Origin of the sequence: Glaciecola sp. 1036 (genome assembly GCF_050306235.1) — a bacterium.
Taxonomy (GTDB): Bacteria; Pseudomonadota; Gammaproteobacteria; order Enterobacterales; family Alteromonadaceae; genus Glaciecola.
In genome coordinates, this window is the sequence record NZ_JBLWFH010000003.1 from 416,309 (window position 1) to 430,388 (window position 14,080).

14 protein-coding genes are annotated in these 14,080 nt (G+C 40.4%); 6 read left to right on the forward strand and 8 right to left on the reverse strand.

Features of this window, described 5'->3' with window-relative positions; genetic code table 11:
• Positions 1-5: 5 nt before the first annotated feature.
• From uxaC to ACNKW3_RS06840, 3 genes are read left to right on the forward strand one after another with little or no spacing between them, the layout of a single operon-like run.
• Complete coding sequence (uxaC, locus tag ACNKW3_RS06830; protein WP_427398534.1) at positions 6-1,421, forward strand: glucuronate isomerase; 1,416 nt, start codon at positions 6-8, stop codon at positions 1,419-1,421.
• Positions 1,422-1,426: 5 nt separating this feature from the next.
• A complete protein-coding gene (locus ACNKW3_RS06835; RefSeq protein ID WP_427398535.1) occupies positions 1,427-2,890 on the forward strand; it encodes a mannitol dehydrogenase family protein in 1,464 nt (487 codons plus the stop codon).
• Positions 2,887-3,801 carry a sugar kinase gene (locus ACNKW3_RS06840; RefSeq protein WP_427398536.1) on the forward strand — a complete coding sequence of 305 codons (915 nt, stop codon included), beginning with the start codon at positions 2,887-2,889 and terminating at the stop codon, positions 3,799-3,801. The genes ACNKW3_RS06835 and ACNKW3_RS06840 overlap by 4 nt, the downstream gene beginning before the upstream one ends.
• 54 nt (positions 3,802-3,855) lie before the next feature.
• Here the strand turns inward: ACNKW3_RS06840 and ACNKW3_RS06845 are convergent, their stop codons facing one another.
• The 7 genes from ACNKW3_RS06845 to ACNKW3_RS06875 all read right to left on the reverse strand — a co-directional run bounded on the left by ACNKW3_RS06845 (position 3,856) and on the right by ACNKW3_RS06875 (position 7,063).
• Positions 3,856-4,209, reverse strand: coding sequence for a hypothetical protein (locus ACNKW3_RS06845; protein ID WP_427398537.1), 354 nt, complete (start codon positions 4,207-4,209; stop codon positions 3,856-3,858).
• Complete coding sequence (locus tag ACNKW3_RS06850) at positions 4,199-4,594, reverse strand: hypothetical protein (protein WP_427398538.1); 396 nt, start codon at positions 4,592-4,594, stop codon at positions 4,199-4,201. Before ACNKW3_RS06850 ends, ACNKW3_RS06845 begins: the two co-directional genes overlap by 11 nt.
• Before the next feature lie 106 nt (positions 4,595-4,700).
• Complete coding sequence (locus tag ACNKW3_RS06855) at positions 4,701-4,967, reverse strand: hypothetical protein (protein WP_427398539.1); 267 nt, start codon at positions 4,965-4,967, stop codon at positions 4,701-4,703.
• Between the two features lie 102 nt (positions 4,968-5,069).
• Positions 5,070-5,324 (reverse strand): DUF2442 domain-containing protein, encoded by a 255-nt coding sequence (locus ACNKW3_RS06860; protein WP_427398540.1) that lies wholly within the window; start codon positions 5,322-5,324, stop codon positions 5,070-5,072.
• Positions 5,305-5,541, reverse strand: a complete 237-nt coding sequence (locus ACNKW3_RS06865) for a DUF4160 domain-containing protein (protein ID WP_427398541.1) — start codon at positions 5,539-5,541, stop codon at positions 5,305-5,307. The genes ACNKW3_RS06860 and ACNKW3_RS06865 overlap by 20 nt, the downstream gene beginning before the upstream one ends.
• Before the next feature lie 138 nt (positions 5,542-5,679).
• Entirely contained in the window at positions 5,680-6,156 is a 477-nt protein-coding gene (locus tag ACNKW3_RS06870) for a DMP19 family protein (protein WP_427398542.1), read from the reverse strand.
• A gap of 187 nt (positions 6,157-6,343) precedes the next feature.
• Positions 6,344-7,063 (reverse strand): hypothetical protein, encoded by a 720-nt coding sequence (locus ACNKW3_RS06875; RefSeq protein ID WP_427398543.1) that lies wholly within the window; start codon positions 7,061-7,063, stop codon positions 6,344-6,346.
• A gap of 168 nt (positions 7,064-7,231) precedes the next feature.
• Here ACNKW3_RS06875 and ACNKW3_RS06880 point away from each other — a divergent pair, with 168 nt between their 5' ends.
• Positions 7,232-8,026 (forward strand): hypothetical protein, encoded by a 795-nt coding sequence (locus ACNKW3_RS06880; protein ID WP_427398544.1) that lies wholly within the window; start codon positions 7,232-7,234, stop codon positions 8,024-8,026.
• Positions 8,027-8,094: 68 nt separating this feature from the next.
• On the opposite strand, the gene ACNKW3_RS06885 is transcribed toward ACNKW3_RS06880, so the two are convergent.
• Positions 8,095-10,788, reverse strand: a complete 2,694-nt coding sequence (locus ACNKW3_RS06885) for a TonB-dependent receptor (protein ID WP_427398545.1) — start codon at positions 10,786-10,788, stop codon at positions 8,095-8,097.
• Positions 10,789-11,393: 605 nt separating this feature from the next.
• On the opposite strand from ACNKW3_RS06885, the gene ACNKW3_RS06890 reads away from it, so the two are divergent.
• The gene (locus tag ACNKW3_RS06890) at positions 11,394-12,584 is read left to right on the forward strand and encodes a glycoside hydrolase family 88/105 protein (RefSeq protein ID WP_427398546.1); all 1,191 of its coding nucleotides are present in this window, start codon (positions 11,394-11,396) and stop codon (positions 12,582-12,584) included.
• Between the two features lie 12 nt (positions 12,585-12,596).
• Positions 12,597-14,036, forward strand: coding sequence for a glycoside hydrolase family 28 protein (locus tag ACNKW3_RS06895; protein WP_427398547.1), 1,440 nt, complete (start codon positions 12,597-12,599; stop codon positions 14,034-14,036).
• Positions 14,037-14,080 lie beyond the last annotated feature (44 nt).

A 14,080-nucleotide genomic window follows, 5' to 3' on the forward strand; every position in this document is an offset into this window, starting at 1 on the left:
CAATAATGACTCCAATATTACTCGATGATGATAGACTTTTTCCGGTAGACACAAAAACGCGCGATATCGCCCGTAACCTTTATCAATCAGTAAAGGATTTACCCATTATTAGCCCCCACGGGCATACCGACCCTAGATGGTTTGCTGAAAACTCCAATTTCGGTAACGCGACTGAGTTACTGATTATCCCCGATCACTATGTATTTAGAATGCTGTACAGCCAAGGAATCTCCCTTGAACAGCTAGGGATCCCGCGTTGGGACGGTGGCGAAACCGAAAAAGACCCAGAGAAAATTTGGCAATTGTTTGCTGAGCATTATTACTTATTTGCGGGTACGCCATCTAGAATGTGGCTAGATACTGTATTCAAAAATGTGTTTGGTTTTAGCGATATGCTATGCAAAGAAAATGCAATGGAATATTACCAACATATTACCGAGCAATTAACCCAAGATGCTTTTAAACCTAGAGCATTAATGGACAAGTTTAATATTGAATTGATTGCCACCACTGAAGGCGCTTTAGATCCTTTACCTCACCACGCAAAGCTTAAAGGTACAGGATGGGACAAACGTGTCATTACGACTTTCCGCCCAGATGACGTGGTGGATGCATCCAGAGAAGATATTGTTAGCAATATTGCCAAGCTTGGCGATTTGACTGGCGAAGATACATCAACTTGGGATGGCTATTTAGCAGCATTGAAAAAACGTCGTGCTTATTTTAGAGATCACGGCGCTACAGCAACTGACCACGGACACCCTACCGCTCGCACAGCTAATCTTAGCCAAGCAGAATGCGTCGCCTTGTTTGCGAAAGTAAACTCTGGAAATAGTAGCGCTGAAGATCAAGAATTGTTCCGAGCACAAATGTTAACTGAACTAGCCGGAATGAGCGTTGAAGATGGTATGGTCATGCAGATTCATCCTGGCTCTTATCGTAATCACAATTCAAGTTTATTTGCCCAGTTTGGACGAGATAAAGGTCACGATATTCCAATGCAAACTGACTATGTCAATGCGTTAAAACCTCTGTTAGACAAATACGGCAACTCGCCTGAACTCAATATCATATTGTTTACCTTGGATGAAACCACCTACAGTCGCGAATTAGCGCCGCTAGCTGGTCATTATCCTTGTTTAAAACTTGGACCTGCTTGGTGGTTCCATGATAGCCCTGAGGGCATGCTTCGCTTCCGTCATCAAGTAACGGAAACTGCAGGATTCTTTAATACTGTAGGGTTTAATGATGATACGCGTGCATTCTTATCTATTCCTGCTCGTCACGATGTTGCACGTAGAATAGATTGTCGTTTCCTGGCTCAGTTAGTGGTTGAACACCGAGTTAGCGAATCTGAAGCTACCAGCATTGCTAAACAACTCACCTATGACCTAGCGAAAAAAGCTTACAAACTGGGATAATTAGCATGAAGCAACTTAAATTAAGTACCTTGGCGTCGCTTCCCTCTCAGATCAAAACGCCTAAGTACGATTTACAAAATACTCAGTGCGGCATTGTGCATATAGGACCGGGGGCGTTTCACAGAGCACACCAAGCCTATTACACAGAGCTAGCGTTAGAAAAAGGCGGTGACTGGCGTATTCACGGTGTATCGATGCGCAGTAATACCTTGAAGCAAGAACTGAGTGATCAAGACAATTTATACACGCTAGCCGCATTAGATAATGAATCGTCGATGCAAGTTATTGGCGCGATAAAAGATCTTTCGACCTTGAGCAATGATAGAAAAGACATTGAAGAGGCGTTAGCTGCCCCCGAAACTAAAATAGTGACTTTAACGGTCACCGAAAAGGGCTATTGTTTAAATGCCGCTGGTGAATTAGATCGTGAAAATGCCGATATAAAGCATGACTTAGCTAATCAGCAAGCTCCGATTAGTGCCGTTGGTCTATTGGTACAAATGTTAAATACTCGGATGGTTAAGGGGCTGAAAGAAGTTACTATCATTAGTTGTGACAATGTGACCGACAACGGCAAAAAACTAAAAAAAGCCGTAGTACAATTGGCTCATGAGTATTCTCCAGAATTGGCGACTTGGATAGAACAGACTATTGCATTTCCCTGTACCATGGTCGATAGCATTACCCCGGCCACTGACGAAAACTTCAAAACTCTGGTCTATCAAACGCTTGGGGTATTTGATAACTGGCCTATTCAACGAGAAGCCTTTACTCAATGGATTATCGAGGACGAGTTTTCCGGACCACGACCGCATTGGGATCAAGTTGGGGTGATATTTACTAAAGACGTTAGTTTCTTTGAACGCGCAAAACTCAGAGTTTTAAATGGCACTCACTCTTCACTCGCGTACATAGGCACCTTATGCGGTAAAACTACTGTTTATGAGGCCATTTCAGAACCCTCTATAAAAGCATTTATCCAACGTTTACTTGCACAAGAAATCATTCCAACCCTTGGTGAAACCCACGATATGGACGTTGAAGCTTATGCACAAGCCATCATTCAACGCTATGAGAACCGCCATATACGGCATATGTTGTCGCAAATTGCATGGGATGGTTCACAGAAATTGCCATTTAGGATATTAGGCACTGTACGAGACCATATTAAGCAAGGCACGTCTTATTCTTTGTTATGCGCGCCTATTGCAGCATGGTGTTTATTTTTAGCATTACGTGAAACAGATGATGAAAAACTGGTTGATCCGCTGGCAGATAAACTGCTTTCTTTAGCTAAACAACACAAAGGCGACATCAGTGCCCTTGTAGATGCCGTGTTAGATCAAAAACAGGTGTTTGCAGAATTGTCAGATAACCGCGATTTTCGTCAAATCGTGCAGCAAAAAGTACAATTATTATCCACGCTCACCCCAGATAATATCGATGAAGTTATGGAGCAGTTAAAGTGACAAAGCTGGTCATATTTGGTGAATGCATGTTGGAGCTCAGTACCCAATCAACTGAGCATTTAAATAGAAGTTTTGCAGGTGATACTTACAACACTGCGGTCTATTTAAAACGCTGCGAACCAAAGATATCGGTGAGTTATTTAACCGCAATTGGCAATGATTTTATCAGTGATGAGCTGTTTGATGACATTGATAAAAAGGGAATTAAAACTGATTTAGTGCTGCGCAGTGAACAAGATACCCTTGGCCTTTATATGATTAAAAATGATCCTAACGGAGAGCGATCATTTTTATACTGGCGTTCACAATCAGCTGCTAAACAGACAATAAATCTTTTGGGCGATACAGTCATCGAGGCCGATTGGTTTTACTTCTCCGGTATTTCCATCGCTATATTAGACGAAGCGCAACGCAAGGCTTTGTTTGCAAAGTTGCAGCAGCTAAAACAAATAGGCTGTAAAATTATCTTTGACCCTAATTACCGTGCCCGACTATGGGAAAATCCAGAAACAGCTCGCCACTGGATCGATATAGCCTATCAATGCGCAGATTTGGTTTTTCCGGGTGGCGATGATCATAAAGTACTGTTTGACCATGATTCAAGCGAGGACATTTACGCTTACTTGAAAGATAAAGATTGCGCCGAAATCGTCATTAAAAACGGTCCTACTGATATCAAAATTATCACAGGTCTGGAAGAGTGCATTGTCCCAGTTAAACCCTCTCAAAACGTGGTAGATACAACTTCCGCTGGCGATGCATTTAATGCAGGCTATCTAGCCTATAGATTAACTGGCAAATCCTGTTCCGAAAGTGCTAGATTTGGCGCTAAAGTTGCCAATGTGGTTATTGGTCAAAAAGGTGCAATCATTCCAGAAGATGTTTTTGACCAACAAATGGCGCTTTTGTAGATTCAATCCAAGATTTACCCTCATATATATGTCTAAGACATATACATGGGATAGTTAACTCAATTCGAAGTAGTAAAATTTATCAATTAGTTCATTCGCTAGCTCACAGCTAACAGGACCGAGGCCTTTAACTATAAAGTCAGGGACAGATAACTCTGCTTCGACTGTAGGAGCGCCTAACTTTTCTAGCGCACTTTTTTTAGTACCTCCACTTTCTCCTAGCTCTTTATAGCTACTTGCTAGAGAATTAATTGGAATTAGTAAGCTGAGTAATAAAAGTTGCTTCATTCTTAATGCGCCATAATACCCCAATAACGAGCGAATGCTTGTTGCGAAAATGGCGAAACCGCAGCAAAAATACGTCCCAGCGAGCGCAGCGAGTGCGTTAATCATGTTGTTAAGTTTCATTTGCTCGATTCATCTTTATGTAAACCAATGAAGCAGTAACACCATAACATAGAGCTAAGATATCCCAATACCCACTGCCCCAAACCGTAATTGCAGGTAACAAAACGATGATAGAACCTAATCCTAAATACAACAGCCTAATGTGTGAAGTGAACATTAGTAACGGAGTCACCAATACAAAGCTATAAACCAGCCCAACGAATCCAAACAAGACTGCGACATTCGCGGCGCCGCTCATTAATGAAAGGTAAGACGGTTGTTTATTAGTTTCCCAAGACACTAGAAAAAGAAAAGCAGCAACGAATGTTGCAAGTCCACCACAAAAATTGGCGAACAAAACTGCTTTGGCATATTTTTTATTGATTCTTTGTTTAATAATTCCCAAGAAACTTAACACCCGCAGCATGGCCCGACCGAAGCAACGTGTAGGGAGGTCCGGCCAAATAGCGGAGGTATTTGGAGAGCATGGCTGTGATTGTTATGTGTTTTCATTAGGCTGGTCGACCAACTAGAACTAGCCGAATGCCTTGTGATATTTCTTCTGCCGTTTCGAGACTGAATTGAAACCAATATTCATTTTTATTTGTGGCAAAATAGCTAAAACAGAATTCTTGTTCATCGGCATCAAAGCCCCCAATAAAATTACCTTGTTGAAACATGTCTCCTGATTCGATCTTTGACCATTCAGGCAATCCAAGAGCTTTATCAAAAATCTCTTGGCAAATGGCCTTCAACTCTTGTTCTATTGGTATAACCATTACTCAGTTTCTACTTTCACTTAACGCCTCAGTAAATAACGCAGATTTGGCGACAGCCAAGGCTGTGTCTCAATGACCGAAGGAAATGAGTTAACTGACTCGTTATCTTCTCGCACTATTGCCAATCAACAACCCATTTACGCTAATGTCCTCATCAAGTTGCGGCCAATGGATACCTTCACCATCTCCCAGCAACTCCCAGTCTTCTAATTGTTCTTTCGTGGCCTTTGACAACCGTGGAAACCAAATCAAAGGCGCAGATATTTTTCTTCCGTCAATCAAAAAAACGGTTAAAGAATCCGCATCACACTCTACTGATTCCGCTAACGGGTGATGCTCAACTGCTAAAGTACTCATTCCAAGACTCCAATAAAGTTGTTCTATTCTCATTCACTAGCTGCTCAAGCTTCCTCAATTCTCGCGGTGGAAATCGAGTAGAGCTCGCAAGAGATACAGGCTGCAACCAAAATTTTGCAAGCATACGTTCTCGTTGAATGTGTATATGTGGAGGTTCTCCGTTCTCATTACTAAAAAAGAAGAAACGGTAAGGACCTAATCTTAATACTGCTGGCATATGATAAGATTAACTGAGAAAAGTGCAGATGCCAAATAGAAGATAACGCCCGGCTCACCGAGCAAATTTTGTTGGCGGCTTTTTTGGCGCAAAAAAGGTGACAATAAAATTTGTCCGGTGGAGCCGCTTGTTAAACCTTTATTCAAATTGAGCACGATTGCTTATTATATAAGCACTTAGCAATGCATTTATATTATCAGGGTACTCATAAAATTGATCATCTAATTTTGAGAGCTTTTCGTTGCCTGACTCACCGATTTTCTCAAGTTGCGCCTGACGCACCCACCTATCGGGGGATGGCTTTGAACTAGGAAAAACAGAAAATGACTCGACAAGCATTTTTGCAACACTATTTGCACCGATTGCTCTTAGCGCCAAGACAGCCTCAGCTGCATTATCACCGTAAGAGTTAAAGTAGTACTGATCAAAACCACCGTTGTTCACTTGCCCTTCAAGATCTAGGATTAATGCTACATAGCGTTCAGCAATATTTAATGACGAGTAATTTGGCCAGACATCTGGGTTAACTTTGCCGTGTATTTTTTCATAGAACTCGTAGTTGAAAGCCCACTCTTCAATTTGCTTGTTTTCTAATTTTTGGATAAATTCATCCATACCTTCTCCCAAGGCAAATTGGCTTACTAGTAGACTTAACGATAGAAGTAGGTTTTTCATATTGGGTTTAACAATCTTTTTATCTACACGTCTAGATACGCGCGAATCGACAGGTACTAGATATGCTTATGTAAGTCAATTTCATGGCAAACTAGAGAAAATGTCAATAAAAGGCTTATTCTTTCGCTTAATCAGCCCTTTCCAACTCTGCCTGTAACATGTCTTGAACATTAATTTGCGCGTTTCTCAAGGTATCGATCCACCTTTTATTAACTTCTAATGTAATCACAATATTTTTGAGGTGTCTGATGAATGTTCTGTCTTTACTCAACGCAGCAAAATCAAAATCTGCAAAACGGCTAAAATCATCGCCACGATCAAAGGACGCGACCATACCGTCTAAATATGAGGATTTTGAATAAATCCTAAGTTGCATAGCATTAAAGCTTGTCAAAATAGTATTGTGTAAGGTAACTGCATCTTTAATGCTGGATACCAATTCTGTATTTTTAAAGACAGAAAATTTGCCTGAGCTGGTTAAATCCTCAATGCTTTCTTTTTGCATATGGGGTGTCGAACTAAACAGCAAGCTTTCAAAGCTCTTTGCCACATCATGCATATCTTCTGGTTTTAATTCGCCGGTTTCCAGAGCCTGAATGGCTACTTTGTGGTAGCCAATCCACTCGTTCAGTTTATCTATATGGTAACTATTACGGTCGATAGAAAGCGTAGTTTCTAGCAAAATTTGCTCTAAATAGGCTTTTTCTTGTTTGGCTTCCAAGCGTGCAATGTTCCATTCGGTGACTTGCAGACCTATAAAGATGCCGGCTACCACTATAAGCAAGTCAAGGAATGCCGCGAACCAATCTTGACGTTTGAAATGACGAGATATTCGTTGATATAACATTTCCAACTCCTTTTGAATGCAATGACCAAATACTGTTAAAGTAAAATAGAAAAAAGAGCAGAATGCGTTTAACTTAATGCGTCTATATGAATGAAATGCTCGATTAACTAAAAAATACCCTGCTTCCGTGTTTAAGCTTACCATTAAATCAGCTCATAGGAGGAACTGATGTTAAGAAGACTAAGTCGCAAATTGCAGAACTTGCAAGGCATTAAACAATGGTCAATGGAATTTATCATTGTTGTATTTGGTGTCCTCCTCGCCCTTTGGACTCAAGAATGGGTCAAACAGTTAAATGACAAGGAAACGGCTGATATTATTGCTGAAGCCATGGACCAGGATCTGCTCTTTATGGCAACTGGCACCATGCGACGCTTTAGTGCTCAGCCATGTATGTTGGAAAGTTTGAAAAACCTGGCAACAGTTGTAAAAACGCCTAATGGGGAAGCTTTTGTAAAACCGCCTATCGCCAAAGCAACGGATGAAAGCGATGCGGCGTTTAATACCTATTATCCTGTGCCTTTGTGGTCTTATTACACAAGAGCCTTTGATCGAGCCATTGCCACAGGTGCATTTGATCATATGTCTATTGAAAAGGTTGAATTGTACGGGGAAGCCTATGGCTGGGTGGTTCAAATGATTGAAATAGAAGAAGCAGAAGATGCACTGACTTCTCGTCTAGCCATGGTTGAGATGATTGAACTTATGGATGAATCCACAAGGTTGACCTTGAGTCGCGACATAGCTGCTTTAAATGGTTTAAATGCGTCTATGCTTAACAGCGGACGTTTTCTGTTTGAAAGCATGAATAAATTGGGTTTACGGCCAAGTGAGGAAAATATCGAACTTTGGCATTACATCAATAAACGCTCTCAAGAAGTTCGAGGAGATTGCGTACAAGATTTTCCTCTCGATTTTACCGGTAAATATACGGGGAAATCTTGGACAACATCTGTCAATTAGGAGTTCTCCCTTGATAAAAAAAACGGCCATTAAAGATGGCCGTTTTACATTCTAATATATTAGAAGATTTACATAGAGTATCTAGCACCTAAGAAGAATTGGCGTCCAGTGTGATTATACTCACGCATTAAGTTCAGAGTGCCATCTCCAGTGGTAAATAAACGTTCATATTCATCAGTTAAGTTAATAACCTCAAACGTCACCGTCAAGTTTTCACTCACGTTGTAGAAGGATGAGAAATCAACTTGAGTCGGACCTGTGGTACCGTGAGCGACGTTACCATTACTGCCAGTAAAGTCAGTTAAATAATCATCACGTTTATTAACCGATATACGAGCACCATAATTGTCGGTTTCATAATAAGTCGTAAAGTTGTACGAAGTTTCAGATAACCCTTCAATATCATCTGCATTTACGTAAGTGTAGTTAGAAGAGATACCAAAATTATCAAATGGCGCAGGTAAGAAGGTAAAGGGTTGTTGATAAATTAACTCATAACCACTCACTGTGCGCTCTTCAGCATTAATTGGACTGCTATGCTCATAAGGTACTGTGCGAGGATCCAACGCAATTACAGGATCATATTGAGGATCATTATCTATAAAGTTGTAATAAGCAGGGTCGACTAATCTTTCTTCAGATGATCTTACAATCCAGTTATCAATGTCTTTATAGAATACGGTCGCTGCTAGTAGTGCTTCGTCATCGAAATACCATTCAACACCAAAATCTACGTTGTTAGACGTGAATGGGTCTAGGAAAGGGTTGCCTACACTAACGGTACCATTGATATAACTAAAACTTGGATTACCAGGGTTCAGTGAGCTCAAACTTGGGCGAGTCATCGATTGGGTTAATCCCAAACGAACAACGATGTCATCTGTCGCACTAAGGGCAAAGTTTAATGCTGGAAGGAAGTTTTTGTAGTCGTTTTCAATTTGTACTACATCACCCTGGATGAAACCTTCAGCACTTGTTGTAGTTTCAACATAACGTACACCATAGTTAGCACGTAATTCCATATCGCCAATTTCGTACCTAGAATCCATTTCGATGTAGACAGCTTGAGTTTCTTCTCCAACGTTCCAACTTTGAGCAGAACGTGGAGTCCAAGTAACATCCAATAAATCAGAACTAATAGCATCAAAATCCGCTACCAAGAAAGGCGCTAAAGGACCATCAAAACCGCTACCAAAATCATCTACCGGCATCATTTCAGCATAACCTACCGCTGAACTTTGATCTGGGAATCCATTGATTTGCTCTTCATCATAGGTTACTTGACGATCGTTATAGGCAAATCCAGCCTTAATGGTAACATCATCAGTTTCATATACAGCATCTAACTTAATAGTGTCATTTTCGCGCAATACGTCAGTCGCTCGTAACCGACCATCGCTTAAATTGTAATTGGCAGCATTATTAACGTCGTAACCGTATGTCACGGTTGGAGCGTTCATATTATCTGTAAAATCAAAGGCAAAACTAGTGGTGCCCTGTTGGGTCATGTTGTATCTGTATTGCTCAGAACGCGCATCTGATTCTGCTGTACCTGCCATTGCTGTGATGGTGAGATCATCGTTTACAAACCATTCGCCGGAAAGAACATACTGAGAAAAATCCGTGGTTGATTCTTGCAATCGGCTCTCAATTCTTGCTTGAACACCGTCGTAGGAACCTGCTAGCACTTGTTTTCCATTGGGAGCTATGGTGATAGCTGTTGGGGTAATTTCATCAAAGGTACTTCTAAACATATGGAAGAAGTTATACATGGTACGTTTGTTATCTAAAGTTGATAACAATGCGTCCAAGGTTAACGTAAAGTCTTCTGAAGGTGCCCATTGGAAAGAGCCGGTAAAACCTGTTCTTTCTTGTTCATTACCAAAATAATCTGGACGCGGTAATCTAGGAGTCCAGAGACAGTTGATTGGATCGACTGCGACACCGTCGTCTTCACAAGTCCCTACATCCGGCGTACCCGTCACTACAGTAGAAGATGTATCTGCAAAAATACCACCACCGTCAAGTACTGGAGTTGTCCAACGTACTGTTCCATAACCTTCTTGACGCACTGTACGATCCGACATTGCCGCTGAAAATAATACCCCTATGGTATTATCTGCGAAAGTGTTACTAATTAAGAATGCAGCTCTTGGGTCAACTTCTTCGGTAATTGAGTTGTAACCACCTTGCAAAGAAGCCGCCACTTTAAATCCATCATAGTCGAAAGGTTTTGCAGAATAGAGGTCGACTGTACCTGCAATTCCACCTTCTTCCATTGAAGCCACTGGAGATTTTTGCACGTCTACGCGGTTAAATAGTTCAGAAGCAAATACATTGTAGTCAAAACCACGACCACCATTTACGCCACCGCCTGAATCAGTACCATCTGTACTTGCAGGTACTTCCATACCATTTAATGTAGTTCTGGTGAAAGATGGGCTTAAACCGCGTAAGGTAATTTGGCGACCTTCACCACCCTCACGAGAAATTGCCACACCAGGCAAACGTTGGATTGATTCAGCAATGTTTAAATCAGGAAACTTACCGATATCTTCGGCAACTATGGTTTCTTTATTATTTACAGAGGTTCTTTTTTCTAAAAGAGATTTGTTTAACGAGCCTCTAAAGCCCGTGACTTCGATAACTTCTAGCTGAGCTTCTGGAGAGCTATCAACTTCTTCAGACTCTTGTGCCTGAACTATGGTACCAGCCATTGCAAGACCGACCAAAATGGCTATGTTTGATTTTTTAAAGTTCATTATCGTGTTCCCCTTAACGTGTAAGCAAGGTTTGAATAGTGTGTGACTTGAAGCTAATGGATTTAACAACCCTAAAGATTGTTCCAATCAAATTTGGAGAATTTGCAAAAATAAGGCATCGAACAATGCCTTTCCCTGACGCTTTCGCATCATTGATGTTGTGTGCTGTCATGTGTTTTTCCTAAAGTTTCACTTTTTATGTGTTGGATAAACTTTTAAAAATTGAAAAAGAAAAAACAACCTAGTCTAATTTCTTTCTCAATGTTAAATGCAACCTCGAAACATAATCACAAGTTTTACATTTGATTTACATACTATACCGTTATGCTACCGGTGGCAATTGTAAAAAAGAAATTTTTTTAATATTTTCACTTTTTAATAATGAAATTTAATAAACTAAATACTAATTTAATATTCAATGGTAAGTTTCTATTTGTAACTTATATATAAATAATTCAATGTGTTACGCAAAATAAACAATATGAAAATTAATTGTTACATTAATGTATTTTTCTATGGCGTAAAAAGTTGACAATTCATTAATAAATAATCATTATGCTACCGGTAGCATTTAGCAATTATTTTAATTAGAAAAGGATATAGAAATGGCTTTTAAGTATTTACGTACTTTTGTAACCATATGCACTCTAGTTACATCAGTATTCGCCTATTCTTCTACACCACTAGATAACACACAACCATGGCACGTTAGAATGGTTGAATCAGAGATGGTGAGGTTTCCTGAGGCCTGGCAAATTGATTGGGACGAAGCCCCTTATTGGGACTATGTTCACGGTTTAGATTTACTTGCAATCTCTAAAGTGTACGAAAAAACGCGCGACGTTCGCTATTTGAATTATATTCTTGGTTACTATGATTTATTAATTGATGATCAAGGCAATATAAAGACCTATGAAGTCGAAAAATATAATATAGATATGATTAATCCCGGTAAATTACTGTTTTTCTTATATGAAGAAACTGGGAAAGAAAAATTCATAAAAGCAGCCCATATACTAAGACAGCAACTAGTCGATCACCCAAGAACCAAGCAAGGTGGATTTTGGCATAAGAAACGCTATCCAAACCAAATGTGGCTTGATGGTTTATACATGGGCGCGCCCTTCTACGCTGAATATATAATGCGCTATGGCGACATTGCAGAATTAGCAGACGTGTTTAAGCAATTCGAATTAATAGAAGCTAATTTATATGATGAAAAAACTGGGCTTCCTCGTCATGGTTGGGACGCATCGAAAGAACAAGCTTGGGCTGATAAAGAGACAGGACTGTCTGCGCATCATTGGTCTCGTTCTCTAGGTTGGTATGCCATGGCTATGGTTGATGTATTGGAGATTGTGCCTACTCAGCATGCCAAAACACAATGGTTACAAGGGCGTTTTCAGAAATTCATTGATGCTGCGCTGAAATATCAACATACATCAGGCACTTGGTATCAAGTGACCGACCTAGGTGAACGAGAAGGGAATTATTTAGAAGCCTCAGGCACAGCTATGTTGACTTACTCAATTGCTAAAGGTGTTAAATTAGGACTACTACCTACATCATATCGACAATACGCTGAAAAAGCCTTTGCTGGTATGATCGATCAGATGATAAGTGTAGATCCTGAAACCAATGTGGTCACTCTAGAAAAAGTCTGCCGCGTAGCTGGTCTTGGAGGAAACCCATACCGAGATGGGTCGTTTGAATATTATTTGAGTGAGCCTATCACACCGAACGATCCCAAAGGCGTTGGGCCTTTTATTCTAGCTGCTTACTATTTAAATAAATAAGAGTAACTATTCATGAGTAATCAAATAGGTAGAAGGCAATTTTTAAAATATGGCGCGGCTAGTTTGGCCGCAGTTCCCTTTCTCTCAGTAATAGGCTGCAGTCAAGCAGTCAATCCTGTAGCAACTACGACAAATGATTGGGATCAAGAAATTGCGAATATCAAAGCGCGAATTAAACAGCCTGTTTTTCCTTCCCGCCAAGTGCAACTTACAGATTATGGTGTGCAGCCTAATTCACAGCAAGATGTAGGTGATGCTATAAGGCAGGCCATTGAAGAATTATCCTCTCAAGGTGGAGGCACTTTATTGATACCCGAAGGAAAGTTCTTCATTAAAGGGCCGGTGCATCTAAAATCCAATATTAACTTTCATTTGGCCGAAGGTGCTATTTTAGAGTTTTCAACTGACCCCGATGATTATAAACCTTATGTATATACCCGATGGGAAGGAACAGAGCTTATTGGCTATTCACCGTTGATCTATGCGTTCGAACAAGAAAATATTGCGATCACGGGTAAAGGAACTCTTGACGGCGGGGCCAGTGAAGATAACTGGTGGCCTTGGAAAGGAAAGTGGAAAGAAGCGCAATGGGGCGACCACCCTAAATTCAATCAAAAATATACTCGTGATGCTATTCAACGGATGGCTGAGGACGGTGTGGCTGTTGAAGAGCGCGTGTTTGAAGATAACTATTTAAGACCTCCCTTTATTCAACCTTATCGCTGTAGAAATGTTTGGATTGAAGGTGTAACCATTAATCGCTCACCATTCTGGTTGGTCAACCCGGTCCTATGTAAAAATGTCATCGTCGATGGTATTCACTGTGAAAGCTTTGGTCCTAACTCTGATGGCTGTGATCCCGAGTCTTGTACCGACGTGCTAATTCAAAATTGTATTTTCGATACAGGAGATGACTGCATAGCCATTAAATCTGGTCGAAATGCTGACGGAAGACGAGTCAATCAACCCTGTGAAAATATCATCATTGAAAACTGCCAAATGAAAGCTGGCCATGGCGGTATTGTAATCGGTAGTGAAATCTCTGGCGGTGTGCGTAATCTGTATGCCCAAGACTGTGTAATGAGCAGTCCTGTGCTTGATAGAGGCATTAGAATTAAAACCAACAGCATACGCGGTGGACATTTATCCAACTTAAATTATCGAAATATCGATATCGGTCAGGTGAAAGACGCCATAGTGGTGAATTTTCATTATGAAGAAGGCGATGTTGGGAAATTTCCACCTAAGCTTGAAAATATTCGTATTGATAACTTACATGTGAAAAATGCCAAAAGAGCTTTTATGATGCGTGGTTATGACCATACGCCTATCACTGGGTTAAGTTTGACTAACATAACCATTGAAAATGTGGAAAAGCCGTCGATTATTGAAAATGTGACTAAGGTTACCCAATCTAATATTTTGATCGAAAATAAAAACGTCAGTATTTAGAGCTCCAATAAAAATAGGGAAAGGTGCTACCCTTTCCCTATTAC

Bases quoted from the DNA above. Each gene is read 5' to 3' on its own strand.
- uxaC (WP_427398534.1), top strand. From the start codon at position 6: ATGACTCCAATATTACTCGATGATGATAGACTTTTTCCGGTAGACACA.
- ACNKW3_RS06835 (WP_427398535.1), top strand. From the start codon at position 1,427: ATGAAGCAACTTAAATTAAGTACCTTGGCGTCGCTTCCCTCTCAGATC.
- ACNKW3_RS06845 (WP_427398537.1), bottom strand. From the start codon at position 4,209: ATGAAACTTAACAACATGATTAACGCACTCGCTGCGCTCGCTGGGACG.
- ACNKW3_RS06855 (WP_427398539.1), bottom strand. From the start codon at position 4,967: ATGGTTATACCAATAGAACAAGAGTTGAAGGCCATTTGCCAAGAGATT.
- ACNKW3_RS06860 (WP_427398540.1), bottom strand. From the start codon at position 5,324: ATGAGTACTTTAGCAGTTGAGCATCACCCGTTAGCGGAATCAGTAGAG.
- ACNKW3_RS06865 (WP_427398541.1), bottom strand. From the start codon at position 5,541: ATGCCAGCAGTATTAAGATTAGGTCCTTACCGTTTCTTCTTTTTTAGT.
- ACNKW3_RS06870 (WP_427398542.1), bottom strand. From the start codon at position 6,156: ATGGATGAATTTATCCAAAAATTAGAAAACAAGCAAATTGAAGAGTGG.
- ACNKW3_RS06875 (WP_427398543.1), bottom strand. From the start codon at position 7,063: ATGTTATATCAACGAATATCTCGTCATTTCAAACGTCAAGATTGGTTC.
- ACNKW3_RS06880 (WP_427398544.1), top strand. From the start codon at position 7,232: ATGTTAAGAAGACTAAGTCGCAAATTGCAGAACTTGCAAGGCATTAAA.
- ACNKW3_RS06885 (WP_427398545.1), bottom strand. From the start codon at position 10,788: ATGAACTTTAAAAAATCAAACATAGCCATTTTGGTCGGTCTTGCAATG.
- ACNKW3_RS06890 (WP_427398546.1), top strand. From the start codon at position 11,394: ATGGCTTTTAAGTATTTACGTACTTTTGTAACCATATGCACTCTAGTT.
- ACNKW3_RS06895 (WP_427398547.1), top strand. From the start codon at position 12,597: ATGAGTAATCAAATAGGTAGAAGGCAATTTTTAAAATATGGCGCGGCT.